Origin of the sequence: Sphingomonas guangdongensis, assembly GCF_900199185.1 — a bacterium.
GTDB classification, from domain to species: Bacteria; Pseudomonadota; Alphaproteobacteria; order Sphingomonadales; family Sphingomonadaceae; genus Sphingomonas; species Sphingomonas guangdongensis.
This window is the reverse complement of the sequence record NZ_OBMI01000003.1, coordinates 26,916-49,727: the sequence shown is the minus strand read 5'-3', so window position 1 is coordinate 49,727 and position 22,812 is coordinate 26,916. Positions and strand designations below refer to the sequence as shown.

General features: G+C 69.1%; 26 protein-coding genes. 7 read left to right on the top strand and 19 right to left on the bottom strand.

Annotation, left to right across the window (positions count from 1 at the left end):
* Window positions 1–35 precede the first annotated feature (35 nt).
* Window positions 36–698, top strand: coding sequence for a peptidylprolyl isomerase (locus CRO12_RS12210; protein WP_097064375.1), 663 nt, complete (start codon window positions 36–38; stop codon window positions 696–698).
* 73 nt (window positions 699–771) lie between these two features.
* Here the strand turns inward: CRO12_RS12210 and nadA are convergent, their stop codons facing one another.
* The 13 genes from nadA to leuC form a co-directional block, all read right to left on the bottom strand.
* Complete coding sequence (gene nadA, locus CRO12_RS12205) at window positions 772–1,782, bottom strand: quinolinate synthase NadA (protein ID WP_097064374.1); 1,011 nt, start codon at window positions 1,780–1,782, stop codon at window positions 772–774.
* A gap of 41 nt (window positions 1,783–1,823) precedes the next feature.
* Window positions 1,824–2,621 carry a hypothetical protein gene (locus CRO12_RS12200; RefSeq protein ID WP_245858474.1) on the bottom strand — a complete coding sequence of 266 codons (798 nt, stop codon included), beginning with the start codon at window positions 2,619–2,621 and terminating at the stop codon, window positions 1,824–1,826.
* A gap of 77 nt (window positions 2,622–2,698) precedes the next feature.
* A complete protein-coding gene (locus CRO12_RS12195) occupies window positions 2,699–3,418 on the bottom strand; it encodes a DUF4230 domain-containing protein (protein WP_245858472.1) in 720 nt (239 codons plus the stop codon).
* Entirely contained in the window at window positions 3,400–4,260 is an 861-nt protein-coding gene (locus tag CRO12_RS12190) for an MBL fold metallo-hydrolase (protein ID WP_097064373.1), read from the bottom strand. The genes CRO12_RS12195 and CRO12_RS12190 overlap by 19 nt, the downstream gene beginning before the upstream one ends.
* Window positions 4,261–4,479: 219 nt before the next feature.
* Window positions 4,480–6,132 (bottom strand): M56 family metallopeptidase, encoded by a 1,653-nt coding sequence (locus tag CRO12_RS12185; RefSeq protein ID WP_097064372.1) that lies wholly within the window; start codon window positions 6,130–6,132, stop codon window positions 4,480–4,482.
* Window positions 6,129–6,497, bottom strand: a complete 369-nt coding sequence (locus tag CRO12_RS12180) for a BlaI/MecI/CopY family transcriptional regulator (protein ID WP_097065037.1) — start codon at window positions 6,495–6,497, stop codon at window positions 6,129–6,131. Before CRO12_RS12180 ends, CRO12_RS12185 begins: the two co-directional genes overlap by 4 nt.
* A gap of 382 nt (window positions 6,498–6,879) precedes the next feature.
* On the bottom strand, window positions 6,880–8,178 hold the full coding sequence (locus CRO12_RS12175; RefSeq protein ID WP_245858471.1) for a glycosyltransferase: 1,299 nt from the start codon (window positions 8,176–8,178) through the stop codon (window positions 6,880–6,882).
* 31 nt (window positions 8,179–8,209) lie between these two features.
* The gene (grxD, locus tag CRO12_RS12170) at window positions 8,210–8,539 is read right to left on the bottom strand and encodes a Grx4 family monothiol glutaredoxin (protein ID WP_097064371.1); all 330 of its coding nucleotides are present in this window, start codon (window positions 8,537–8,539) and stop codon (window positions 8,210–8,212) included.
* Window positions 8,536–8,781, bottom strand: a complete 246-nt coding sequence (locus CRO12_RS12165) for a BolA/IbaG family iron-sulfur metabolism protein (RefSeq protein ID WP_097064370.1) — start codon at window positions 8,779–8,781, stop codon at window positions 8,536–8,538. Before CRO12_RS12165 ends, grxD begins: the two co-directional genes overlap by 4 nt.
* Window positions 8,782–8,788: 7 nt before the next feature.
* Entirely contained in the window at window positions 8,789–9,112 is a 324-nt protein-coding gene (locus tag CRO12_RS12160) for a DUF1476 domain-containing protein (RefSeq protein ID WP_097064369.1), read from the bottom strand.
* An 80-nt stretch (window positions 9,113–9,192) separates the two neighbouring features.
* Window positions 9,193–10,194, bottom strand: coding sequence for an NADPH:quinone oxidoreductase family protein (locus CRO12_RS12155; protein ID WP_179641016.1), 1,002 nt, complete (start codon window positions 10,192–10,194; stop codon window positions 9,193–9,195).
* A complete protein-coding gene (gene leuD, locus CRO12_RS12150; RefSeq protein WP_097064367.1) occupies window positions 10,157–10,789 on the bottom strand; it encodes a 3-isopropylmalate dehydratase small subunit in 633 nt (210 codons plus the stop codon). Before leuD ends, CRO12_RS12155 begins: the two co-directional genes overlap by 38 nt.
* 4 nt (window positions 10,790–10,793) lie before the next feature.
* On the bottom strand, window positions 10,794–12,224 hold the full coding sequence (leuC, locus tag CRO12_RS12145) for a 3-isopropylmalate dehydratase large subunit (protein WP_097065035.1): 1,431 nt from the start codon (window positions 12,222–12,224) through the stop codon (window positions 10,794–10,796).
* Window positions 12,225–12,344: 120 nt separating this feature from the next.
* Between leuC and CRO12_RS12140 the strand changes: the two genes are divergently transcribed.
* Window positions 12,345–13,568 (top strand): MFS transporter, encoded by a 1,224-nt coding sequence (locus CRO12_RS12140; RefSeq protein WP_097064366.1) that lies wholly within the window; start codon window positions 12,345–12,347, stop codon window positions 13,566–13,568.
* On the opposite strand, the gene CRO12_RS12135 is transcribed toward CRO12_RS12140, so the two are convergent.
* The 5 genes from CRO12_RS12135 to CRO12_RS12115 all read right to left on the bottom strand — a co-directional run bounded on the left by CRO12_RS12135 (window position 13,561) and on the right by CRO12_RS12115 (window position 16,599).
* A complete protein-coding gene (locus CRO12_RS12135; RefSeq protein WP_097064365.1) occupies window positions 13,561–14,196 on the bottom strand; it encodes a 3-oxoacid CoA-transferase subunit B in 636 nt (211 codons plus the stop codon). The genes CRO12_RS12140 and CRO12_RS12135 overlap by 8 nt on opposite strands.
* A 1-nt stretch (window position 14,197) precedes the next feature.
* Entirely contained in the window at window positions 14,198–15,214 is a 1,017-nt protein-coding gene (locus tag CRO12_RS12130) for an HAD family acid phosphatase (protein WP_245858467.1), read from the bottom strand.
* Window positions 15,211–15,549, bottom strand: coding sequence for a cupin domain-containing protein (locus CRO12_RS12125; protein WP_097064364.1), 339 nt, complete (start codon window positions 15,547–15,549; stop codon window positions 15,211–15,213). Before CRO12_RS12125 ends, CRO12_RS12130 begins: the two co-directional genes overlap by 4 nt.
* The gene (locus CRO12_RS12120) at window positions 15,549–16,256 is read right to left on the bottom strand and encodes a CoA transferase subunit A (RefSeq protein WP_097064363.1); all 708 of its coding nucleotides are present in this window, start codon (window positions 16,254–16,256) and stop codon (window positions 15,549–15,551) included. Before CRO12_RS12120 ends, CRO12_RS12125 begins: the two co-directional genes overlap by 1 nt.
* A gap of 154 nt (window positions 16,257–16,410) precedes the next feature.
* Window positions 16,411–16,599: a CsbD family protein gene (locus CRO12_RS12115; RefSeq protein ID WP_097064362.1), complete on the bottom strand. Its 189-nt coding sequence runs from the start codon at window positions 16,597–16,599 to the stop codon at window positions 16,411–16,413.
* 191 nt (window positions 16,600–16,790) lie between these two features.
* Here CRO12_RS12115 and CRO12_RS12110 point away from each other — a divergent pair, with 191 nt between their 5' ends.
* Entirely contained in the window at window positions 16,791–17,270 is a 480-nt protein-coding gene (locus CRO12_RS12110) for a YciE/YciF ferroxidase family protein (RefSeq protein ID WP_097064361.1), read from the top strand.
* Between the two features lie 44 nt (window positions 17,271–17,314).
* Here CRO12_RS12110 and thiS read toward each other — a convergent pair whose 3' ends face one another.
* Window positions 17,315–18,322: a sulfur carrier protein ThiS gene (gene thiS, locus CRO12_RS12105; protein ID WP_097064360.1), complete on the bottom strand. Its 1,008-nt coding sequence runs from the start codon at window positions 18,320–18,322 to the stop codon at window positions 17,315–17,317.
* Window positions 18,323–18,473: 151 nt separating this feature from the next.
* Between thiS and aroQ the strand changes: the two genes are divergently transcribed.
* From aroQ to CRO12_RS12085, 4 genes are read left to right on the top strand one after another with little or no spacing between them, the layout of a single operon-like run.
* Window positions 18,474–18,908: a type II 3-dehydroquinate dehydratase gene (gene aroQ / locus CRO12_RS12100; RefSeq protein WP_097064359.1), complete on the top strand. Its 435-nt coding sequence runs from the start codon at window positions 18,474–18,476 to the stop codon at window positions 18,906–18,908.
* Between the two features lie 43 nt (window positions 18,909–18,951).
* Window positions 18,952–19,449, top strand: a complete 498-nt coding sequence (gene accB, locus CRO12_RS12095) for an acetyl-CoA carboxylase biotin carboxyl carrier protein (RefSeq protein WP_097064358.1) — start codon at window positions 18,952–18,954, stop codon at window positions 19,447–19,449.
* 4 nt (window positions 19,450–19,453) lie between these two features.
* Window positions 19,454–20,806: an acetyl-CoA carboxylase biotin carboxylase subunit gene (gene accC, locus CRO12_RS12090; protein ID WP_097064357.1), complete on the top strand. Its 1,353-nt coding sequence runs from the start codon at window positions 19,454–19,456 to the stop codon at window positions 20,804–20,806.
* Between the two features lie 36 nt (window positions 20,807–20,842).
* Window positions 20,843–22,777, top strand: a complete 1,935-nt coding sequence (locus CRO12_RS12085) for a S9 family peptidase (RefSeq protein WP_097064356.1) — start codon at window positions 20,843–20,845, stop codon at window positions 22,775–22,777.
* Window positions 22,778–22,812: the final 35 nt, after the last annotated feature.

Genomic DNA, 22,812 nt, shown 5'->3' with positions numbered 1-22,812 from the left:
GTACGGCAAGGCCTCGCTTTGTACCGCGGTGCAGCATGAGATCGATCGTCGCCTTCTTCCTCGCCGCCCTCGCAGTCGCGCCGGTGGCGGCGCAGGCGCCCGCGCGCCGCTCCGCCCCCGGCACCGTCCGAGTGCGGCTGGAGACCACGGCCGGAAACATCACGGTTGCGCTCGACGCTCGGCGGGCGCCCGCGACGGCCCGGAACTTCCTGGCCTATGTTGACGACGGGCGCTTCGACGGCACGGTCTTCTACCGCGCCGCGCGCAAGAAGATCGCGCCCAAGTTCGGTTTCATCCAGGGCGGCATCCGCACGGACGCACGCCGCATCCTTCCGCCCTTCCCGCTCGAGACCACCGCCAGGACCGGGATCAAGCACCTCGACGCGACCATCTCCATGGCGCGCCCGGCCTATGGCGGGTCGGCGGGCGGCAACTTCTTCATCACCGTCGGCGCCGCGCCCAACATGGACGCGGGCGGCGGACGGGAGGGCTATCCGGCGTTCGGCCGCGTGATCGGCGGAATGGACGTCGTCCGCCGCATCCTGGCGGGGCCGACCTGCTGCGGCGACGGTGCGATGCGCGGTCAGATGCTGGTGCGGGCGGTCGAGATCCGGCGCGCCGTGCGGCTCGACGGCAAGCCGCAGCCGACCGGCCGCGTCAAGCCGTGGCTGATCGGGGTAAAGCTCAAGACCAGCTGAGCCTTAGTCTAGCCCGGTCACCGCCGCCCCTGCTCGCCAGAGATGCCACCGTTCGCTGGCATGACGAAAGGCGTCAGTCCCCCGTCACCCGTGCCGGCCCGAGGTCACCCATGCCGACCGTACCGCTCGCCATCGCCAGCATCGCGTCCAGGCTCTTCTTGGCGCGGAGCCGCAGGTCCTCGTCGATCTCGATTCGCGGCTGGAGATCGCGCAGCGCCACGTACAGCTTCTCCATCGTGTTGAGGGCCATGTACGGGCAGATGTTGCAGTTGCAGTTGCCGTCGGCACCCGGCGCACCGATGAAGGTCTTGCTCGGCACCGCCTTCTCCATCTGGTGGATGATGTGCGGTTCGGTCGCGACGATAAGCGTGTCGCCGGGGAAGGTCTTGGCGAACTGGAGGATGCCGCTGGTCGACCCGACATAGTCCGAATGGTCGAGCACGTGCGGCGGGCACTCCGGGTGCGCGGCGACTGGCGCATTCGGGTGCTGCGCCTTGAGCTTCAGGAGCTCGGTCTCGCTGAATGCCTCGTGGACGATGCACACGCCCGGCCATAGCAGCATGTCGCGCCCCGTGCGCCGGTTCATGTAGCCGCCCAGGTGCTTGTCGGGCCCGAAGATGATTCGCTGCTCGGGCGGGATCTGCGCGAGGATCTTCTCGGCCGAGGAGGACGTGACGATGATGTCGCTCAGCGCCTTCACCTCAATCGACGAGTTGATGTAGGTCAGCGCGATGTGGTCCGGGTGTGCGCTCCGGAACGCCGCGAACTGCTCGGGCGGGCAGCTGTCCTCCAGGCTGCAACCAGCGTCCATGTCGGGCAGCACGACGATCTTCTCCGGCGACAGGATCTTCGCGACCTCCGCCATGAAGCGCACGCCGCAGAAGGCGATCACGTCGGCGTCGGTTTCCGCCGCCTTGCGGGACAGGTCCAGGCTGTCGCCGACGAAGTCGGCGATGTCCTGCAACTCCGGCTTCTGGTAGTAATGCGCCAGGATGACGGCGTTCTTCTCCTTGCGCAGCCGGTCGATCTCCGCGCGCAGATCGAGCCCCGTCAGGCTGCCGCCGATGCCGCCGCGTGCGTCCATGTGTCGATCGTCCCCAGGAGAATGCCTGAGGCTCACATGGTTCACCCGCCGCCGGTGATCAAGGGTCCGGCGGGCGGCGGCGGGAAGGCGTAGGGATCGATCGCGGCCCCGGGCGCTCCGGCGGTCACCCCGTAATAGAGCGCGCGACCGACAGGCGAGAAGGCAATGACGCTCATCAGCATCTGCGCAACGCACAGCGTGCCGATCCCCCACCACCACGCCGGATGAACCCGGCCGCTGCGCCGCCAGTCGGCGATCACGCCGGCGATCGGTAGCAGGATGAAGCCGGCGAACACGCCAAGCCCGGCGTGCGGGATCATCAGCGGCATCGGCAGCAATCGGCCGAACGCGGGCGCGGTCAGGATCGCCATGCCGCAGAAATGCAGCCGCCGGTGCCACGCGGTCTGGCGCCTGAGCACGATCGCGGCCGCGGTCAGCGCGCCAAAGGTCAGCACACCGAGCGAGTTCATGAACAGAAAATAGGCGGGCTCGAAGAAGAAGGGCGCAGCGCCCCGCCGCACCATCAGCGCCGTGATCGTGACGCCGAGCACCACCATCACCGCCGCCCAGCCCGCGCCGATCCAGCCCAGACGCTTGTGGAGCCGGACCGATCCGACCGCGACCAGCGCGTTCTGGAGCACGTAATAGGCTACCCACCCCATGAACACGACGGCGTGAAGGTGGATGATCGGCGGCGCGCGGAAGGTCGACCGGCCCATCAGCCACTGCACCGAGAAACCCGCCACCACCAGCAGCGCCATCACGATCGCACCGCCCATGAAGAACCTGTGGTCCGCCGCCAACGGCTGCCGTTGTGCCGTGCCCGCTACTGTCGCCATGTCTCGAGTCCCCCAACCCAAGTTGAGCGAATACTACGTTACATTCGGCCGTTAGGCGACTCCGAAGAAGGCTTGAGCTACCGACTGTTAGCCAGGACCTGCTCGGGCGTGCGCGACATGTCCCATCGTTCGGCTGGGCCGCGCCGCTCGTGGGGGAAGGTGACGAGCACCCGGGCGTCGGTCACGCCCGCTGCGGTAAGCGGCGTTTCCAATAGGGCCCGCAGCGCTTGCCGCGCATAATCCCGCGCCTGCGCGATCCGCTCGGGCTTGTTCGCCTCCGCCGCGGCGCTGGCCTGCGCGGCAGCGGAGACACGCTGCGACAGCTGCTCGAATGCGCCGCGGGTCACGAACAGCCCGCGCGTCTGGGACAGCGTGCGCCGCGCCTCGTCGACGTTGGCCCCGCCGACGGTCACGTCGGGCACATCGACCACCAGCGTGCGCGTCGCCGGATCGTAGCGAAAATCGCGCTCTTCTAAGCGCGACACATCGATGAAGTAATCGACGGAGAACGGCGCCTTGATCACGCGGTCGGCGGTCAGCAGCCCGGCGAAGCGGCGGTCGGACGCGGTCGCCTGCACCGATCCGTTGAGCGTGCCGACCTTCAGCGCGCTCGCCCGCGCAAAGGTCGCGCGTATCACCTGGGTCACGGCACGCCCGTCATCGGGTGCCCGGGTGACGACATAGTCCTGCGTGTAGCGATCGTAGAGCGCCTTCCCGCCGAAGGCGGCGAGCAGCAGCAGCGCCAGCGCGATCGCACCGCCGACGAGCTGGCCGGGGTTCAGGCGGCGCTCCGCCACACGCCCCCCTCCTCGCCCGTCACCAGCGCGCGGCGGCGCAGGTCGAACAGATGGGCCAGCACCGAGCGCGCGGCGGCCGGGTGCAGCCGGGGATCGAGCCCGGCGTACATCGCCTGCACCATGGCCGTGACGTCGCCTTCGCCGCCGCGCACCAGCCGCAGGATCGCGCCCTCACGCGCTCTCCGGTGGCCCATCATGCCACGCACCAGTCGCTGCGGGCTGGTGACCGCGTCGCCGTGGCCGGGATAGTAGACGCGGTCGTCACGGCCGAGCAGCTTCTCCAGGCTCGCCATATAGTCGCCCATGTCGCCGTCGGGCGGCGACACGATGCTGGTTGACCAGGCCATCACGTGATCGCCGCTGAACAGGATGCCGCGCGCCCGCCAGGCGAAGCACAGGTGGTTGCTGGTGTGCCCCGGCGTCGCGACCGCTGTCAGCGACCAGTCGGCTCCCTCGATCGCTTCGCCGTCGGCGAGCACCCGGTCGGGCGCATAGTCTCGGTCAAAGGCGGCGTCCGCGCGAACCCCCGCGTCGTCGAGCGCGAGCGGCGCGCACCCGACCACCGGCGCACCGGTGGCGGCGGCCAGCGCACGGGCGAGCGGGCTGTGGTCGCGGTGTGTGTGGGTGCACAGGATCGCGCGAACGCTGCGACCGTCGATCGCCGTCAGGATCGCGGACAGGTGCGACGTGTCGTCGGCCGGGCCGGGATCGATCACCGCCACATCGGCCTCCCCGACCAGATAGGTCTGGGTGCCGTCCTTGGTGAACGGCGACGGATTGTTCGCAGTCACCCGCACCACGCCCGGCTCTAGCGTCTCGGGCGGATGGGGAGTGGCCGTCATGCCGGCGATGTGGCGGGTGGCAGAGCCCCGCGCAAGCGGCTTCGTCCCGCGACGACCGGCCAGGAACGGCCAACGGCGCCGGCGCGCGAAGGAAGACGCCGGCGCCGCCCGGTGCGGCCGATCACCCGTGTGTCCGCGTTGGCGCCCTTCAGCACCCTCGCCCGGTGCCCGCCGGGGAGCGGGCGACCGAGTTGATGGCGACCGGCCGCACGCGGCCCGTCAGTCCTTCTTGCTCTCGAGCTCGCGCATCGCCTGGTCGATCCCGGCGAGTGCCTTGGCGCGTTGCTCCGGCGACATGCTGGCGTTGTTCTCGATGTTGGCGCGGGCGGTGCGCAGCCCGAACAGCGCGGAAGCCTCCGCATTGCGGCGCATGACGAAGTGTCCGTCCGCGAGCCGGGCGGTCAGTCCGGGGCGCCTGCCCTCCAGCGCGGCAAGCGACGTCGCCCGCTCGATCCGGTTGGTGCAGATGATCGTGATCTTCTTGCCACCATCCTCGCGGCGCAGGACGTGCGCCTTGGGATCGCCCTCCTTGTCGCCACAATCCCGCGACGCGATCTCCGGCATGTTCTTCAGCCGCTCGGCCAGATCGGCGGGCACGCCCTTGTGCGCCTCGTCGAACGACATCGGCGTACCGTCCTTGTGGCGGAGGAAGACGCGGCGCACGACCCGCCTGTCGTCGCCAGGCGTGACCTGGACCAGATCGTCGTCGTCCTCAAAGGTCGACACCTCGCCGTCCTTATCGACCAGCGTGATGCGGACGTTCTTCTTGGCCTCGGGCGGCAGCGGTGGAGCCGGCGGCGGCGGGGGCGCATCCGGCGCCGGTCGGGCAGCGGGCGGCGGCGGTGCGGGCGGGGCCGGCGGAGCCGGTGGCGTCGGCACGACCTGCGGCAGCGACGGCAGCGTGATCGCGGCGATGTCGACCCCGGTCGCCTGCTCGACGCCGGTGCGGACCCGCGCGGCCGCCTGCGTGCCCGACGCGGTCAGGCCGAGCCCGCCGACCAGCAGCACCGCCAGCGTCGCTCCGCCCGCGAGCAGGCGGGTCCGCGACGACTTCTCGTGAACTCCCAGCATCTTCAACCTCCCTTTGATCTCGTTGATGGTGTGCAGGTGGCAGGCGGCGGAGACCGCGCCGCCGTGCGCCGACTTGACGATGGCGCGGCCGTAGGCGGCGCGCAGCTCCCGTGCGCGGCCGGCGAGGACGAGTGCGTCGCACGCCATTTCCTGATCGGCGCGGAAGGCGCGGTAGGCGCGCCAGGCGACGGGATTGAACCAGTGCAGCCCGAGCATGACCAGCGCGATCCAGTTGGCGAGCAGGTCGCCGCGGGCGTGATGGCCGAGTTCGTGGGCGAGTGCGAGATCCTGCTCGAGCGGATCGTATCGATCGGCGAAATCGCGCGGGAAAGCGACGTACTTGCGCCACACGCCGAACGCGAGCGGCCCGCTGGTCGCATCGGTGCGGATCACCGCCACGCTGCCGTTCGCGACCCGCCGCACCGACTCCGCCCGTGCCCGCACCCGGGCCACGAAGCGCCCGTGCGACAGCAGGTGATAGGCGATGAAGCCTGCCGCGCCGAGCGCCCAGGCGATCAGCGCGTAGCTTGGCCAGCCAAGCCCCTCCGTCGGCTCGGCGACCAGCGTCGCGACCGGTTCGCTCAGGTAGATGGTGATGTCCTGCGCGACCGGCAGCACGGGCATCGCGGTGCCGCGCCACGCCTCCGGCAAGGGCGGCAGCACCAGCCGCGCCGCCGGGATCGCCCACAATGCATAGGCGACCGACGGGCCGAAGCTGCGCCGGGCGGGGGTGCGGATCAGCAGCACGACCACCATCAACAGCGTGGTGGCGATCAGCGTCTCGAGCGCCCAGGCGATCATGACTTCAGCTCCTGGAGCAGCGCCTCGATCTCGGCGATATCCTCGGCGGTCAATTCATCGCGCTCCGCCATGTGCGCAACGAGCGGGGTAAGCTTGCCGCCGAACAGCCGGTCCATCAGCCGGCGCGACTCGCCCGCGACATAATCGTCGCGCGCCACCATCGGACGATAGAGATAACGGCGGCCGTCCTCCTGGTGCGCGACCACGTTCTTGGCGAGCAGGCGGCCAAGCAGCGTCTTGACCGTGTTTGCACTCCAGCCACGCTCCGGCGCGACCCGCTCCGATACGTCCTGCGCGGTCAAGGGTGACTCGTCCCAGAGCACCTCCATAACCGCATGCTCGGCATCACTGATTCGCTCGGTCACGGCCACCTCCAACGACTACGTGTGTAATCAACACGATTACGTCTGTAGTCAAGCGGCTGAATGGCAGGTGAATAGTTGTCGGAGCGAAACGGTCTGTTGTGTCGGGAGCACTTACAGGTTGGTGGGCACAAATCGGCTTGTTAACCGTTTGAACGCGCGCATTCCTGTCGTTCGCGAGTACTGGCACGGCGAGTGCACCGATCTAGTCAGCCGAGCGCTCGACGCTTCAGCAGGGCGGGTCGCAGCTCCTACGGTCTCCAGCGACCCGCCCGCACCCGGCAACAAACGCCCGCCCCTTACGGCGGCGAATGCCAGCGCCGCTCGCAATCAAGTGTCACGTTTGCGGCACCAGATGCCAGCGTTCGCTGGCATGACGTGTCGGTCAGACCCGCACGGTCCTGGATCGCGGGTCGCGCCGCGGCGGGAACAGCAGCGCCGCATCCTCCTCCAGCCGCCGCGCGGTGTTGGCGAGTGCGGCCGGATAGACCTCGCCGAACAGCGTCTCGAAGGTGCGCCGCCAGCTGTAGCGCGACTCAACCAGCGACCGCCCGGCCGCGCCCATCGCCGCTGCCTGCTCCGGCCACAGCGCCGCGACATTCGCCGCCATCGCCGCGGTGTCGTCGACGGGCCCGAGCAACCCGGTGCCCGCGGGCACGCGGTCGTGCATCGCGCCGCCGTCGACGCCCACGATCGGCAGGCCCGACGCTTGCGCCTCCAGGACCGATACGCCGAACGTCTCGTCCGCCATCGCGGACACGTAGATGTCGGCAGACGCCAGCGCGCGGGCGAGTTCCTCGCGGTCACGCTCGAAGCCCGGGAAGGCGATCTGCAGCCCGCGCGCCTCCGCCTGCAGCCGCGCGCGGAGCTTGCCGTCGCCGATCAGCACCATCGCCGCATGGAGTGCGGGCGGCAGTTGCCGGAACATGGCGACCAGCCGATCGGCGCGCTTCTCGTTGTCGATCCGCCCGGCATAGGCAAGCATCGGACCTTGTGCCGTCAGCCCCAGGGCCGCGCGGTAGCCGGGGTCGCGCCGCGCGGGATGAAACAGCGCGGTATCGACGCCGAGCGGCAGCACGCTCGTCCGGCGGATGCTGCGCTTCGCCAGTTCGATCCGGGCATCCTCGCCGAGCGTATAGACCCAGTCGAACTCGCGGTAGGTGATCTCCGCATAGCCCCAGATCAGCCACCGGCAGAACTGCCCGCCGAGCTCCCCGAACTTCTCGCGCCCAACGCGGTAGACATGGGCGTTGGGGAAGTCGGTGCGGTATCCCGCGACCAGCGTAGTCTCCGGAAACGCCCGGCGATGCCGGATCGCCGTCCAGGGCAGCACCCAGGGGCAGAGCGACTCGAGGATGTCGGGGCGGTAGTCGGCCAGCACCTCGCGCACCGCATCGGTGCGCAGGATGAAGCGGTAGTTGGGGCTGCCGCGCACCGGCTCCGCCCCGATCTCCGCGAAAATATGCCGCCCGTTCACGGTGATGCGGTCTACCGGGCCCGGCACGATCTGAAGCAGGTGGTGCGGCGTATGGGTCAGCACATAGTCGCGCTTCTCGCGCAGGTACGTGCTGATCCCGCCGCCGCCCGACGGCGAGTAGCTCTGCGTCAGATCGCAGAGCAGCATCGGCGCCGTACCGTCAACGACGGGCAAGCGACCGCCGGCGTCACGAGTCTTCAGCAGCACGGTGGGACGCCTGGCGGCTGACGCGCTGGGATCAGGCGGCCGTTGCCACGCCCTTGTCGGCGAGCAGTTCCTTCAGCTCGCCGGACTCGTACATCTCCATCATGATGTCCGATCCCCCGACGAACTCGCCTTTAACATAGAGCTGCGGGATCGTCGGCCAGTCGCTGAACGCCTTGATGCCCTGGCGGACGTCCTGGTCTTGAAGCACGTCGACCGAGTCGAACGGCACGTTCAGGTGCTGGAGGATCGCGATCGCGCGGCTGGAGAAGCCGCACTGCGGGAACATGGGCGTGCCCTTCATGAACAGCAGCACGTCGCTGCCGTTCACCATCTCGCCGATGCGGGTCTGGACGTCGGTCATTGCTGTGTCTCCTGAGGTACCGCGGTGGTGAGCTGGAGCGCGTGGAGCACGCCCCCCATGCGCCCGCCGAGCGCAGCGTAGACGGCCTGGTGCTGCCGCACCCGCGGCAGGCCCTTGAACGAAGCTGCGGTGACGCGCGCGGCATAGTGATCGCCGTCGCCCGCCAGATCGGTGATCTCGACCACCGCGTCCGGGATGCCGGCGCGGATCAACTCGGCGATGTCGTCGGCAGCCATCGGCATGACAGGGTTACCTTGCCTCGATCAGCTGACGGCGGGCCTCCACCAGCGCGTCCTCGAGCGCACGGCGGACGGTAGCCTCGTCGGTGGCGACATCGGCTGCGGTCAGATCGCCGACGAGCTTGCGAACGACGTCGTCGTCCCCGGCCTCCTCGAAGTCGGCCTGCACCACAGCCTTGGCGTAGGCGTCAGTCTCCTCGGGCGTCAGCCCCATGCGTGCGGCCGCCCATTGCCCGACGAGCCGGTTGCGGCGGGCCGTGATCCGGAACGCCAACTCCTCGTCGAGCGCGAACTTGGTCTCGAACGCCCGCTCCCGATCCTCGAAACTCGTCATGATGCCCCTTCCCTGCCTGCTCGGAGAGATAGGGTGAGGGTTTCGGACGCGCAACCGCCGTGGCGGGCCGTGCACCGCGGCTAGTCTTCCATCGTCACGACCAGCTTGCCGATCGCGGCGCGCGCCGCCATCTGCGCGATCGCCTCACCGCTTTGCGCGAGCGGGAAGCGCTGCGTCACGCGCGGGGCGATCCGTCCTTCGACCCACAACCGGAACAGCGTGTCGACATGGGCGGCGTTCGCCGCCGGATCGCGCGCGGCGAAGGCACCCCAGAACACGCCGCACACGTCGCAACTCTTCAGCAACGTCAGGTTGAGCGGCAGCTTGGGGATACCGGCGGGAAAGCCGACGACCAGGTAGCGGCCCTCCCAGGCGATGCTGCGCAGCGCCGGTTCGGCATAGTCGCCGCCAACTGGATCGTAGATCACGTCGAACCCGCCGCGCCCGCCCGCCGCCTTGAACCGGTCGGCCAGCGCGCGCGAGGCATCCTTGTCGAAGGGAGCGCGGTCGTAGATGATGACCTCGTCCGCGCCGGCCGCGATGGCCGCGGCCGCCTTTGCCTCGCTCGACACCGCGGCGACGACGCGCGCGCCAAAGGCTTTCCCGAGCTCCACCGCCGCGAGGCCGACCCCGCCCGCTGCGCCGAGCACCAGCAGGCTGTGCCCGGCCGCAAGCCGCCCGCGATCAAGGAGCGCGTGGAGCGAGGTCGCGTAGGTGAGCAGCAGCGCGGCGCCTTCGGCGATGTCGCGGACGTCCGGAAGGCGGTGAAGCGCGGCGGCGGGCGCCGCCACCTTCTCCGCCAGCCCGCCGTGGCCGATCACCGCCACGACGCGTTCGCCGACCTGCCAGCCGGACACGCCCGCCCCGACCGACTCGATCGTGCCGGCGATCTCCCCGCCGGGCGCGAACGGACGCGGCGGCCTGACCTGATAGCGATCCTCGATGATCAGCACGTCGGGGTAATTGATCGCACAGGCGCCGACACGCACCACCACCTGCCCCGCGCCGGCGACCGGATCGGGCAGATTCGTTAGCTTCAGTGTTTCAGGTCCGCCCGCCATCTCCGACAGCAATGCCCGCATACCGGCCTCTCCCCGCGATCCAGGGCCGATAGACGGCATCCTGCGACTCGTATTTCGAAATCGCGGTATCCTGTGCCAGCGTCAGGCCGATCTCGTCCAGCCCTTCCATCAGGCAGCGCCGGCGGAACGGGTCTAGCTCAAATTGGAGGCGATCCTGATGATCGGTCGTGACGGTCATCGTCTCCAAATCGACCGTGATCGAACCATCCCGCGCGACCTCGACCAGCCGGTCGACCGCGTCCTGCGGCAAGACCACGGTCACGATGCCGTTCTTGAACGCATTGCCGGAGAAGATGTCGGAGAAGCTTGGCGCAATCACCGCTTTGATCCCCAGGTCGCCGAGCGCCCAGGCGGCGTGCTCGCGGCTGGAACCACAGCCGAAGTTCTCGCCCGCGACCAGGATCGGGCTGCCGGCATAGCGCGGATCGTCGAACAGATTGCCGGCCTGCGCCCGCACGCTCTCGAACGCGCCGCGGCCCAGCCCTTCGCGCGTGGTCGTCTTCAGCCAGTGCGCCGGGATGATGATGTCGGTGTCGATGTTCTTGGCGCCCCAGGGATAAGCGGTGCCGTGGACGGTGGTGATCGGATCGGCCATGCGTTCAGCCCATCAGCTCGCGGACGTCGGCCAGCCGGCCGGTGACCGCCGCCGCCGCCGCCATGGCGGGCGACAGGAGGTGAGTCCGCGCCCCCGGGCCCTGGCGGCCGACGAAGTTGCGGTTGCTGGTGGACGCGCAGCGCTCGCCCGGCGGCACCTTGTCCGGGTTCATCGCAAGGCACATCGAGCAGCCGGGCTCGCGCCACTCGAAGCCGGCGGCCGTGAACACGCGGTCGAGCCCCTCCGCCTCCGCCTGCCGCTTCACCAGCCCCGATCCCGGCACCACCATCGCCCGCACACCGTCCGCCACCCGTCGCCCGCTGGCGACCGCGGCGGCGGCGCGCAGGTCCTCTATCCGGCTGTTCGTGCAGCTGCCGATGAAAACGTGTCCGACCGCGACGCCCTGCATCGCGGTGCCGGGCGTCAGGCCCATGTAATGGAGCGACTTGCGTGCCGAGTCGCGCTTGGCCGGATCGGCAAAGCTGTCCGGATCGGGCACGACGCCGGTGATCGGCACCACGTCCTCGGGGCTGGTGCCCCAGGTGAGCGACGGCGCGATGGCGCTGCCGTCGATCCGCACGGTTGCGTCATATTGCGCGCCGGGATCGCTCGGCAGGTGCCGCCATTGCGCGACCGCACGGTCCCACAGCTCGCCCGCCGGCGCCATCGGCCGGCCCTTCAGATAGGCAAAGGTCATCTCGTCCGGCGCAATCAGGCCCGCACGCGCGCCACCCTCGATCGACATGTTGCTAACCGTCAACCGCCCCTCGACGGAGAGCGCGCGGATCACCTCGCCGGTGTACTCGACGACATAGCCGGTCCCTCCCGCCGCACCGATCCGGCCGATAATCGCCAGCACCACGTCCTTCGCAGACACGCCGAAGCCGAGCGTGCCGTCGATCCGAATCTCCATGGTCTTGGATTGCTTCAGCAACAGCGTCTGGGTCGCGAGCACATGCTCGACCTCGCTGGTGCCGATCCCGAAGGCGAGCGCGCCCAAAGCCCCGTGGGCGGAGGTGTGGCTGTCACCGCACACGAGAGTGGTCCCCGGCAGCGTGAAGCCCTGCTCCGGCCCGACGACGTGGACGATCCCCTGCTCGGGCGCGAGCGCGTCGATGTAGGGCACGCCAAACGCCGCGACGTTCGCGCGCAGGGCGGCGAGCTGGTTGGCACTCTCCGGATCGGCGATCGGCAGCGGGTGCCCGTTCGCGTCCACTCGCGGCGACGTCGGTAGGTTGTGGTCGGGAACGGCGAGCGTCAGGTCGGGGCGGCGCACCCGGCGGCCATTCGCGGCAAGCCCCGCGAACGCCTGCGGGCTGGTCACCTCGTGCACCAAGTGCCGGTCAATGTAGATGAGGCAGGTGCCGTCGTCGCGTCGTTCGATGACGTGGTCGGCCCAGATCTTCTCGTAGAGGGTCAGCGGTCGCGAAGCCATGATGCCCGCGCTGATGAAAGCATCCGTGCGCGGATGCAAGTCTTCACGCAGCATTGTTGCTAAAGGAACTTAACGCAGGTTTGCGGCTTCCTCGTCGCACCTGCTTTCCGGACGCTGCCGATGCCCGATCCGCCGCCCCGCAACGTCCACGCCCTCGACGCGGCCAACCTGTTCCTGGCCGATGTCCGCGATGGGTTGGGCCCCTACCTCGCGATCTACCTCATCGCGGTGCGTGGGCCGGAGCGCGGGTGGAACGAAGCGACCGTGGGCCTGGTGCTGACGATCGCCGGCATCGCCGGGTTGCTCGCCACCACCCCGGCCGGGGCGCTGATCGACCGGGTGCGGGCGAAACGGACGGTACTGATCGTCGCGGCCGTGCTGGTGACGATCGCTTCGGTCAGCCTGCCCTTTGTCGCCGGGTTCACGCTTGTCGCGGTGAGCCAATCGGTTGCGGCGATTGCCGGTGCGGTGTTCGCCCCCGGTCTCGCCGCGATTACGCTCGGGCTGGTCGGCCCGCGTGCTTTTGCCAAGCGGATCGGCCGCAACGAAGCCTTCAACCACGCCGGCAACGCCGTCGCTGCCGCGATCGCCGGCGCCACTGCCTGGTACTTCGGGCCGGTCGCCGTCTTCTACCTGATGGCGACGCTTGCGGCGTTGAGCGTACTCGCGCTCGCGCGCATCGACGAGGGAGCGATCGACCACGACGTCGCGCGCGGCTGTCCGGACGGTGCGGAGGTGGAGGCCGCCGCGCCGGGCTCACTCCTGTCGGTGCTGACGCATACGCCGGCGCTCGGCATCTTCGCGGCGAGCGCCTTTACCTTTCACCTCGCCAATGCGGCGATGCTGCCGTCGGTCGGCCAGCTGCTCGGGCGAGAGGTCGGCGCGGGACAGGCGACCTCGCTGATGGCGGCGTGCATCGTCGGGGCGCAACTGGTGATGGTGCCGGTTGCGGTCATCGTCGGCCGAAAGGCGGACGCCTGGGGGCACAAGCCGATCTTTCTCGTCGGCTTCGCGGTGCTGTGTCTGCGCGGCGTGCTCTACACGCTGAGCGATACACCCGCCTGGCTGCTCGGCGTGCAGCTGCTCGACGGGGTCGGCGCCGGCATCTTCGGTGCCTTGTTTCCCGTCGTCGTCGCCGCCGTGATGCGGGGCAGCGGCCGCTTCAACGTGGCGCAGGGCGCGGTGGCGACCGTCCAGGGTGCGGGCGCGGCGCTCAGTCCGACGATCGCCGGCACCCTGATCACCTGGGGCGGGTACGACCTCGCCTTTCTCGTGCTCGCCGCCGTGGCTGCGCTGGGGCTGGTGCTCTATGCGTGGAAGATGCCGGAAACCGCGCTCAGCTGACGTAATGCGCAGTCGTCTTTGCCGCGACCTCGTCAGCGGTTACCTCAGGCGCCAGTTCGAGCAGCCGGAACGGAGAGGCATGGTCCGGTCGCTGGAACACCGCCAGGTCGGTCACGATCATGTCGACGACGTTGCGCCCGGTGAGCGGCAGGGTGCAGGCCGGGATGAACTTGGGGCTGCCGTCCTTGGCGGTATGCTCCATCACCACGATGATCTTCTTGACGCCGGCGACCAGGTCCATGGCGCCGCCCATCCCCTTGATCATCTTGCCCGGGATCATCCAGTTGGCGATGTCGCCGGTCTCCGCGACTTCCATCGCACCGAGCACCGTCAGGTCGATGTGGCCGCCGCGGATCATCGCGAAGCTCTGCTCCGACCCGAAATAGGCCGACTGCGGCAGTTCGCTGATCGTCTGCTTGCCCGCGTTGATCAGGTCGGCGTCCTCCTCGCCCTCGTACGGGAAGGGGCCGATCCCGAGCATGCCGTTCTCGCTCTGCAGCGTGACCGTCATGCCGGCGGGGATGTTGTTCGCGACGAGCGTCGGAATGCCGATGCCAAGATTGACGTAGAAGCCGTCACGCAGCTCCTTTGCGGCGCGCGCCGCCATGTGGTTGCGATCCCAGGGCATGCTATTTCTCCTGCGCCGGATCGGTCCAGCGCGTGTCTCTCGGAAAGATTTCATCGGCGTCGCCCTTCAGTGCGGTGCCGTAAACGGGGTTGGGCAGGACGAACCAGCCATTGCCCCACAGCCGGGCGAGCGCCGGCCCGCCGGCGAGCGCGCGGCGGGTGGACGGCGTCAGCCCGGCGACGTTGAAGAGGTCGCTGAAGTCGCCGAGCTGGTCGCCGACCAGCGCCACGACGCAGTAGCCGCTGGCGATTGCCCAGCGGCGATCGTCCTTGCCCGAGCCGCCGCCGTCATCGCCGCGCAGCCACAGCGTCGTGCCGTGCCGGGCGGGCCCGAGCCCAGCATGGGTGAGCGCGGCCTCCGTCGCGGCGGCGTTCGCGTTCGCCCGGTTGGAGTTGAAGATGACCGTGATGCCGGCCGCGCGCGCGGCGTCAAGCGCAGCCTTCGCGCCGGGCACCGCCACCACCTTGTCTGCACCCGTCCGTTCCCAGCGCTCCCACCGTGCCTGGTCATAGCCGCTGCCGCGCCGTGCTTCATCTGCCTCGTACCCGAGGTTCAGCAGCGCGGTTTCGTCGATGTCGAGCACCACCGCCTTTGGCTTCGGCCCGCACGGCTCGAAGCGTGGCGCGTCGAGGGTCGCACCGTCGGCGAGCACCAGCTGCCTCAGGCCACTGCGAACCGCCGCCTGGTCGCGGAGGTAGCGGGCGAGCGCCTGGTACGCCTGCACCGACGCCCCCACCGCCTCCCCGGAGCCGTAGAGATACTGCATGCCCGCCGGCATGGTTCCCGTACTCGCCGGAGGCAGTGCCGGCGCGTCCCCGATTCGGAGGGCTTGGGGCGGCGCGGGATCGCTCGCGACCGGAGTAGCCGGCGGTGCCCTGCGCTTGACCTGCGCCTCCTGCATCCGGCTCCGCACGATCGCGGTTGACGAGGCTACCACCGGCGCGAGCGCGGCCGCGGCGACGCAGCCGCCAAGCGCAGCCGGCATCAGGATCACGCCCAGACGCACCGCCACCTTCACCGCGCGACGCGCTCGGTGACCAGGTCGGCACGCTCGATCGTCAGATTGACGGATCGAGCGGTGAGCGGGCGGCTGCAGTGCGCCGCGCCCGCCGGAACGGTCGCGACCTGGCCCTCCCGCAGCAGGAGCGTTCGATCCTCGAGCGCGAGTTCGACCTCGCCCTCGATCACCAGGAAGGTCTCGTCGCTGTTCGGGTGCCGGTGCCAGAAATAAGGCTCGGTCATCACCGACACGCGAACGACGTGGTCGTTGACCGCGGCGACCGGCCGGTTGTGGTAGCGCACCGCGCCGTGGATCGCGATCAGCGCTTGGAGGTCGACCACCTCCGCCGTCATCACGCCGCCTCGCGCGGCCGCGTCGTGCGGAACTCGATCTTCTTGTCGTAGGGCGCACCGACGATCAGGCGCTTCACGTAGATGCCGGGCAGGTGGATGTGATCGGGATCGAGCGCGCCGACCGGCACCACCTCCTCCACTTCCGCCACGCAGACCCGCCCAGCGGTCGCCATCGGCTGGTTGAAGTTGCGCGCCGTCTTGCGGAAGACGAGGTTGCCGCTCTCGTCCGCTTTCCAGCCCTTGATGATCGACAGGTCGGCGCGGATGCCACGCTCCAGAATATACTCCTCCCCGTCGAACTCCTTCACTTCCTTGCCCTCGGCGACCAGGGTGCCGACGCCCGTTTTCGTGTAGAAGCCGGGGATGCCCGCGCCACCGGCGCGGCAGCGCTCGGCCAGCGTCCCCTGCGGACAGAACTCGACCTCCAGCTCGCCCGACAGGTACTGGCGCTCGAACTCCTTGTTCTCGCCGACGTAGGAGGAGATCATCTTCCTGACCTGGCGGCTGCGCAGCAGCTTGCCGAGCCCCTCGTTGTCGATCCCGGCATTGTTGGAGGCGATGGTCAGCCCGGTGACCCCGCTCGCCTGAATCGCGTCGATCAGCCGCTCCGGTATGCCGGACAGGCCGAAGCCGCCGGCACAGATCGTCATGCCGTCATGAAGCAGCCCGTCGAGCGCCGCCGCCGCATCCGGATAGAGCTTGTCCACGCGCTTGCCTCTCCCAGCGTTCGCCACCGCGCTTAGGACCGGCGCCGCGACCGGGTCAAGCCGAGTTGAACGCCCGTTCAACTCGGCTTGATGAATGAGAAACGGCCGCCCGGTCACCCGGACGGCCGCTTGCGTCTACTGGCGTGGCGACAGCCTAGATGTCGTCGCCGAGCGCCCCCTTCACCTTGCCGGTGAACTGCTGCGCCTTGCCCTTGCCCTCCTGTGCCGCGCCTTCGGCCGCCAGATGCTCGTCGCGGTCGTGGCCGTCGCCGGCGAGAGCCTGCTTCGCCTTACCGACGGCCTCGTTGACGTTGCCGGCGATCTTGTCGGTGAGTTCACCCATGGTTCGTACTCCTACTGGTTGATCATAGAACGATCGCTGGCGACGGTCGTTCCTTGATCCAGATTGCAGGTGCCTGCGCAACGACCGGAACAAGGCCCGCTCCGTCGCTAGCGTCGTGCCGAGTCGCAACCAGTGCGGCTGCCAGACCATCTTGCGCATACCGGCGCGCTGTGGGTCGGCAGGAGAATGTCATGGACGAGGACAATCTGAAGACGCTGGTCGCGCAGGGTCTGTCGGCGATGAAGGCCGGCAGCGATGTCGCGGCACGGGCGACTGACGAGATCAGTGACGATGCTACGAATCCAGAACTGCGGGACGCGCTGGAGCAGGGTAAGGAGACGTCGAGGCGCTGGGCGGACCTAATCGGCCGCGCGCTGCAGCAGGCTGGCGACGGCAACCAGGGCAACAATCCGATCCTGGAGGCGCACTATGAGGTCAGCCGCCGCATCCGGGAGCAGGCGGACGACGACACGGCGCGCGACCTCGGCATCATCGCGAGCGGCCAGCTCGCGCTGCACTACTGGATCGCCGCATTCGGGACCATGGCGAACTACGCCCGGCACCTCGGGCTGGAAGACGTCGCGCGCGACATGAAGGCGGCGGCGGACGAGGCCAAGCAGGCCGACGAGCGGCACACGAAGCTTGCCGAACAACTGCTCGGCCACGCCTGACGTACCGCTCGCTTGCCGACTTCGGCCGGCAAGCGGGCGCGTTCTCAGATCAACCCGGCGAGCGGGCTGGAGGGATCGGCATAGCGCCGCTGGCCCATGCGCCCGGCACGGTAGGCGAGCCGCCCCGCCTCGACCGACGCCTTCATCGCCGCCGCCATCATGACCGAATCCTTGGCCTCGGCGATCGCAGTGTTCATTAGCACCCCGTCGCAGCCGAGCTCCATCGCGACCGCGGCATCGGACGCGGTGCCGACGCCCGCGTCGACCAGCACCGGCACCTTCGCGCCTTCCACGATCAGGCGGATGGTGACCCGATTTTGGATGCCGAGCCCGGAGCCGATCGGCGCGCCGAGCGGCATGATCGCGACCGCGCCTGCCTCCTCCAGCTGCTTGGCGGCGATCGGATCGTCGACGCAGTAGACCATCGGCTTGAAGCCTTCGCGGACCAGCACCTCCGTCGCCTTCAGCGTCTCGCGCATGTCGGGGTAGAGGGTGCGCGCCTCGCCGAGCACCTCCAGCTTGACCAGGTCCCAGCCGCCCGCCTCGCGCGCCAGACGCAGCGTGCGGACGGCGCTCTCGGCATCGAAGCATCCGGCCGTGTTGGGCAGGTAGGTGACCTTGGCGGGATCGATGAAGTCGGTCAGGCGCGGCGCCGACGGATCGCTGACGTTCACGCGGCGCACGGCGACCGTCACGATCTCCGCCCCTGACGCTTCGAGCGCGGCGGCGTTCTGCGCGAAGTCCTTGTACTTGCCGGTGCCGACGATCAGCCGGGAGCGGAAGGTGCGTCCGGCCACGGTCCAGCTGTCCTGATCGACGCTTGCGCCGTGGTCGCCGCCGCCGACGAAGTGGACGATCTCCAGGTCGTCGCCGTCTTCCACGGTCACCTGGTCGTGGGTGGAGCGCGGCACCACCTCCAGGTTGCGCTCGATCGCGAGCTTGGCGGGAACCAGGCCCAGCGACTCGGCAAGCTGCGTCAGCGTGGTGCCGGCGGGCACGCGCTTGTGCTCGCCGTTGACGGTGATGGAGACAGTGCCGTCGGTGTGGGCCATGGTAACTCCCCCGTTCGCTTCGAGCGAAGTCGAGAAGCGCTTGGGTCAAAGATCGCCCGTTTGCAACGCGTGTCTCGACTTCGCTCGACACGAACGGGTAGGGAGGACGGCAGATATGGGGTTCGCTCCCCAGTCGCAACCGGGGAGCGCCATGCCCGACACCATCTTCGTCCTGAACGGCCCCAACCTCAACCTGCTCGGCACGCGCGAGCCGGCTGTCTACGGCCACGAGACGCTGGACGACATCGCCGGGCAGCTGGAGGATCGCGCCCGCGAGCTCGACCTGGAGATCGACATGCGCCAGTCGAACCACGAGGGGCACCTGATCGACTGGCTGCACGAGGCGCAGGCGGTCGCTGCCCGGGCCGTGATTCTCAATCCGGGCGGCTACACCCACACGTCGGTCGCGCTCCACGACGCGATCCGATCGATCCGCACCCCGGTGATCGAGGTGCACCTGTCGAACCCGCATGGGCGGGAGGACTTCCGCCACCTGAGTTACGTCGGCCGTGCCGCCCGCGGAACAATCGCCGGGTTCGGCGCGCTATCCTATCTGCTCGCGCTGGACGCCGCCGCACGCTTCTGACAAGGGCACGCGCTTTCGAGATTTCACGGTATCTGAGGGGCGAATGAGCGACAACAGCAGGGGATCGGGGGCGATCAGCGTCGACATCGAGCTGGTCCGCCAGCTCGCGCAGGTGCTCGACGAGACGCAGCTGACCGAGATCGAGGTGGAGGACGGCGACCGCAAGGTACGCGTCGCTCGCAAGGCGCCGGCCGCCGCCGCGCCGGTCGCCGCCTATGCGCCGCCGCCGCCCGCTCCGCTCGTCACAGCGCCCCAGCCGGCCGCAGCGATCGCAGCCGAGACGGGCGCATCCGCGCCGGCGAGCACCGCCAACGCGGTCAAGTCGCCGATGGTCGGCACGGCCTATCTCGCTCCCAACCCGGAGGCGAAGCCGTTCGTCAGCGTCGGGCAGCAGGTCGCCGCCGGGGACACGCTGCTGATCGTGGAAGCGATGAAGGTGATGAACCCAATCGTCGCGCCGGCGGCCGGCACGGTCCGGTCGATTCTGGTCGAGAGCGGCCAGCCCGTTGAATTCGACCAGCCGCTCGTCGTCGTCGAGTAAGCCTGTGGCCAAGATCGAGAAATTGCTGATCGCCAACCGCGGCGAGATCGCGCTGCGCATCCACCGCGCCTGTCACGAGATGGGGATCAAGACGGTCGCGGTGCACTCCACTGCCGACGCCGATGCCATGCACGTGCGGCTGGCGGACGAGGCGATCTGCATCGGTCCGCCGTCCGCGGCCGAGAGCTACCTTAACATTCCCAACATCATCTCCGCGGCGGAAATCAGCCACGCCGATGCGATCCATCCCGGCTATGGCTTCCTGAGCGAGAACGCCAAGTTCGCCGAGATCGTGGAGGCGCACGGCCTGATCTTCGTCGGCCCCAAGCCCGAGCATATCCGCACCATGGGCGACAAGGTGGAGGCGAAGCGCACCGCGGGCGCGCTCGGCCTGCCGCTGGTCCCCGGCTCCGATGGTGCGATCAGCGACGTGTCCGAAGCCGCGGCGCTCGCCGAGCGGATCGGCTATCCCGTGATCATCAAGGCAGCGTCGGGCGGCGGCGGACGCGGCATGAAGGTGTGCGATCGCCCCGACCAGCTCGAGACGCTGATGCAGCAGGCCGGCAGCGAGGCCAAGGCCGCGTTCGGGGATGCCACCGTCTACCTGGAAAAGTACCTGGGCAACCCGCGCCACATCGAATTTCAGGTTTTCGGCGACGGCAACGGCAACGCCATCCACCTGGGCGAGCGCGACTGTTCGCTCCAGCGCCGCCATCAGAAGGTGGTGGAGGAAGCCCCCTCCCCCGTCATCACGCCGGCCGAGCGCGAGCGGATGGGCGGCATCGTCGCCCGCGCCATGGCCGAGATGGGCTACCGCGGGGCCGGTACCATCGAGTTTCTGTGGGAAGCGGGCGAGTTCTACTTCATCGAGATGAACACCCGCCTTCAGGTCGAACATCCGGTGACAGAGGCGATCACAGGCCTGGACCTGGTGCGCGAGCAGATCCGCATCGCCGAGGGCGAGTCGCTGACGCTACGCCAAGAGGATGTCGAGTTCCGCGGCCACGCGATCGAGTGCCGGATCAATGCCGAAAACCCACGCACCTTTGCGCCTTCGCCGGGGCTGGTGACCGGCTACCACGCGCCCGGCGGCATGAACGTGCGGGTCGATAGCGGGCTCTACGCCGGCTACCGCGTGCCGCCCTATTACGACAGCATGATTGCCAAGCTGATCGTCTACGGCACCACCCGCGCGGGCGCGCTGCGGCGCCTGCGCCGCGCGCTGGAGGAGTTCGTGGTGGACGGGATCACCACCACCATTCCGCTCCACCAGGCGCTACTCGACGACCCAGAGTTCCAGGACGGTGCCTACACGATCAAGTGGCTTGAAGAATGGCTCGCGAAGCAGGAGGATTGAGCGCGGGGGACTCGTGAGGGACAAGGGGGCGGGACGATGCGCTATCTGCTGCTGGGTGTGTTGCTGGCGACGGCGGTACCGCTTGGGGCCCAGGTCCGAACGCCCGATCGCCCGGTCACCGATCCCCGCTCGCTCGCCTCACCCGCCGGTTCGGTGGCCAGCCCGGTGCCGCTGGAGGACATCGGCACCTCACGCGGCATGCAGGGCGTCGCCTGGAGCGCGGACGGCAAGCACCTGTTCGTCTCGACCAACCTCACCGGCCGCTACAACATCTGGCGCACCGACGCGGGCGGCAGCTGGCCGCTCCAGCTGACCCAGGCCGACGACACGCAGAGCGGGCTGCTCGCCTCGGCCGACGGCAAGTATCTGTATTTTGAGCAGGACGTCGGAGGCAACGAGTACACCGACGTCTACCGCGTACCGGTTGACGGCGGCGCGGTCGAGAACCTGACCAACTCGCCCGACCGCCGCGAGGGCAATCTGGTCGCCGGGCCTGCCGATGGCCGGGTCGCCCTCTCGACCAAGCTCAAGAGCGAAGGCCAGTCTAACCTCGCGGTCATGGACGCGGCCGGCAAGGTCACCGTGCTGACCCGGGAGGCCGACCCGCAGTTCGGCTGGACCCCGGTCGCCTGGATCGAGAACGGCCGCGCCATCCTCGCGAACCGGGACCGGGTCGACTACCGGGTTAGCGAGGTGTGGCGCGTCGACGCGGCCACCGGCGCCGCGACCCGCCTGCTCGGCAGGGCCGAGACCGTCTACCAGGCGAGCGACGCGACTGCGGACGGGCGCTCGATCGCGGTGACGACGGACGAGGGCACCGGCCAGATGCACGCCGGCGTCTACGAGGTCGCGGGCGCGAAGTGGCGCTGGCTGAAGCGGTCGCCGTGGGGCCAGTCGTCGCGGGTCTTCACGCGGGACGGCCGAGCGCTGATCGTCGAGGCGAGCGACGACGTCCGCAGCGCGCTCGTCAGCTATGATCTGGCGAGCAGGGCGGAAACGCCGCTCGCGCTGCCGCCCGGCGCGAACTACCTGTTCGGTACCGACCCGCGCTCGCCCGACGGCCGCACGCTGACGGTGGTGCACACCGGCGCCGATACGCCGGTCAACCTGCTCACCTATGATCTCGCCACCGGAACGACGCGCCCCGTCACCCAGCTCGCGATCGCCAGCCTGAACCCGGCCGCCCTGCCGAAGTCGCAGGTCGTCACCTACAAGAGCTTCGACGGCACGCTCATCACCGCCGTGGTCACGATTCCCGCCAACCTGAAGCGCGACGGCACGAACCCCGCCATCGTCATGCCGCACGGCGGCCCGACCGGCCGCGCCGAGGACGGCTACAATCGCTACGCCGCCGCCTTCGCCAGCCGCGGCTACATCACCATTCAGCCGAACTTCCGCGGCTCCACCGGCTACGGCAAGGCGTTCCAGAACGCGAACTACAAGGACCTGGGCGGCGGCGACTTGAAGGACACCGTCGCGGCCAAAGCCTTTCTGGTGGCCTCCGGCTACGTCGATCCCAAACGCGTCGGCATCTTCGGAGGCAGCTACGGCGGGTTCATGACGCTGATGGCGCTCGGCCGCACCCCCGACGAGTTCGCCGCGGGCGTCCAATGGTTCGGCATCATCAACTGGCGGACGATGTACCGCGATCAGGACGAGGTGCTGAAGGCGTACCAGCGCGGCCTGCTAGGCACGCCAGAGACCGACCCCAAGGTCTATGACGCCGCCTCCCCGCTCACCTACATCCGCGCCGCCAAGGCGCCGTTGCTGACGATCCAAGGCGAGAACGACATCCGCGTGCCGCGCGGCCAGGCGCAGGAGGTCAACGACATCCTGAAGGCCAAGGGCAATGTGGTGGAAACGGTGTTCTACCCGGCCGAGGGCCATGGTTTCCAGAAGCGCGAGAACCAGCTCGATTCGCTCAAGCGCACGGTCGACTGGTTCGACCGCTACCTCAAACCCGCAGCGTGACCGCGACGATCTGGCACGATCCGCGCTGTTCGGAC

What these genes read in the sequence shown, in the direction of transcription:
- CRO12_RS12200 (WP_245858474.1), bottom strand. Translation starts at nt 2,621, where the DNA reads ATGGCGACAGTAGCGGGCACGGCACAACGGCAGCCGTTGGCGGCGGAC.
- accB (WP_097064358.1), top strand. Translation starts at nt 18,952, where the DNA reads ATGAGCGACAACAGCAGGGGATCGGGGGCGATCAGCGTCGACATCGAG.
- leuC (WP_097065035.1), bottom strand. Translation starts at nt 12,224, where the DNA reads ATGGCTTCGCGACCGCTGACCCTCTACGAGAAGATCTGGGCCGACCAC.
- aroQ (WP_097064359.1), top strand. Translation starts at nt 18,474, where the DNA reads ATGCCCGACACCATCTTCGTCCTGAACGGCCCCAACCTCAACCTGCTC.
- grxD (WP_097064371.1), bottom strand. Translation starts at nt 8,539, where the DNA reads ATGACCGACGTCCAGACCCGCATCGGCGAGATGGTGAACGGCAGCGAC.
- CRO12_RS12190 (WP_097064373.1), bottom strand. Translation starts at nt 4,260, where the DNA reads ATGACGGCCACTCCCCATCCGCCCGAGACGCTAGAGCCGGGCGTGGTG.
- nadA (WP_097064374.1), bottom strand. Translation starts at nt 1,782, where the DNA reads ATGGACGCACGCGGCGGCATCGGCGGCAGCCTGACGGGGCTCGATCTG.
- CRO12_RS12160 (WP_097064369.1), bottom strand. Translation starts at nt 9,112, where the DNA reads ATGACGAGTTTCGAGGATCGGGAGCGGGCGTTCGAGACCAAGTTCGCG.
- CRO12_RS12115 (WP_097064362.1), bottom strand. Translation starts at nt 16,599, where the DNA reads ATGGGTGAACTCACCGACAAGATCGCCGGCAACGTCAACGAGGCCGTC.
- CRO12_RS12155 (WP_179641016.1), bottom strand. Translation starts at nt 10,194, where the DNA reads ATGCGGGCATTGCTGTCGGAGATGGCGGGCGGACCTGAAACACTGAAG.
- CRO12_RS12135 (WP_097064365.1), bottom strand. Translation starts at nt 14,196, where the DNA reads ATGCCCTGGGATCGCAACCACATGGCGGCGCGCGCCGCAAAGGAGCTG.
- thiS (WP_097064360.1), bottom strand. Translation starts at nt 18,322, where the DNA reads ATGGCCCACACCGACGGCACTGTCTCCATCACCGTCAACGGCGAGCAC.
- CRO12_RS12125 (WP_097064364.1), bottom strand. Translation starts at nt 15,549, where the DNA reads ATGACGGCGGAGGTGGTCGACCTCCAAGCGCTGATCGCGATCCACGGC.
- leuD (WP_097064367.1), bottom strand. Translation starts at nt 10,789, where the DNA reads ATGGCCGATCCGATCACCACCGTCCACGGCACCGCTTATCCCTGGGGC.
- CRO12_RS12085 (WP_097064356.1), top strand. Translation starts at nt 20,843, where the DNA reads ATGCGCTATCTGCTGCTGGGTGTGTTGCTGGCGACGGCGGTACCGCTT.
- CRO12_RS12185 (WP_097064372.1), bottom strand. Translation starts at nt 6,132, where the DNA reads ATGATCGCCTGGGCGCTCGAGACGCTGATCGCCACCACGCTGTTGATG.
- CRO12_RS12140 (WP_097064366.1), top strand. Translation starts at nt 12,345, where the DNA reads ATGCCCGATCCGCCGCCCCGCAACGTCCACGCCCTCGACGCGGCCAAC.
- CRO12_RS12210 (WP_097064375.1), top strand. Translation starts at nt 36, where the DNA reads ATGAGATCGATCGTCGCCTTCTTCCTCGCCGCCCTCGCAGTCGCGCCG.
- CRO12_RS12165 (WP_097064370.1), bottom strand. Translation starts at nt 8,781, where the DNA reads ATGCCGATGGCTGCCGACGACATCGCCGAGTTGATCCGCGCCGGCATC.
- CRO12_RS12110 (WP_097064361.1), top strand. Translation starts at nt 16,791, where the DNA reads ATGGACGAGGACAATCTGAAGACGCTGGTCGCGCAGGGTCTGTCGGCG.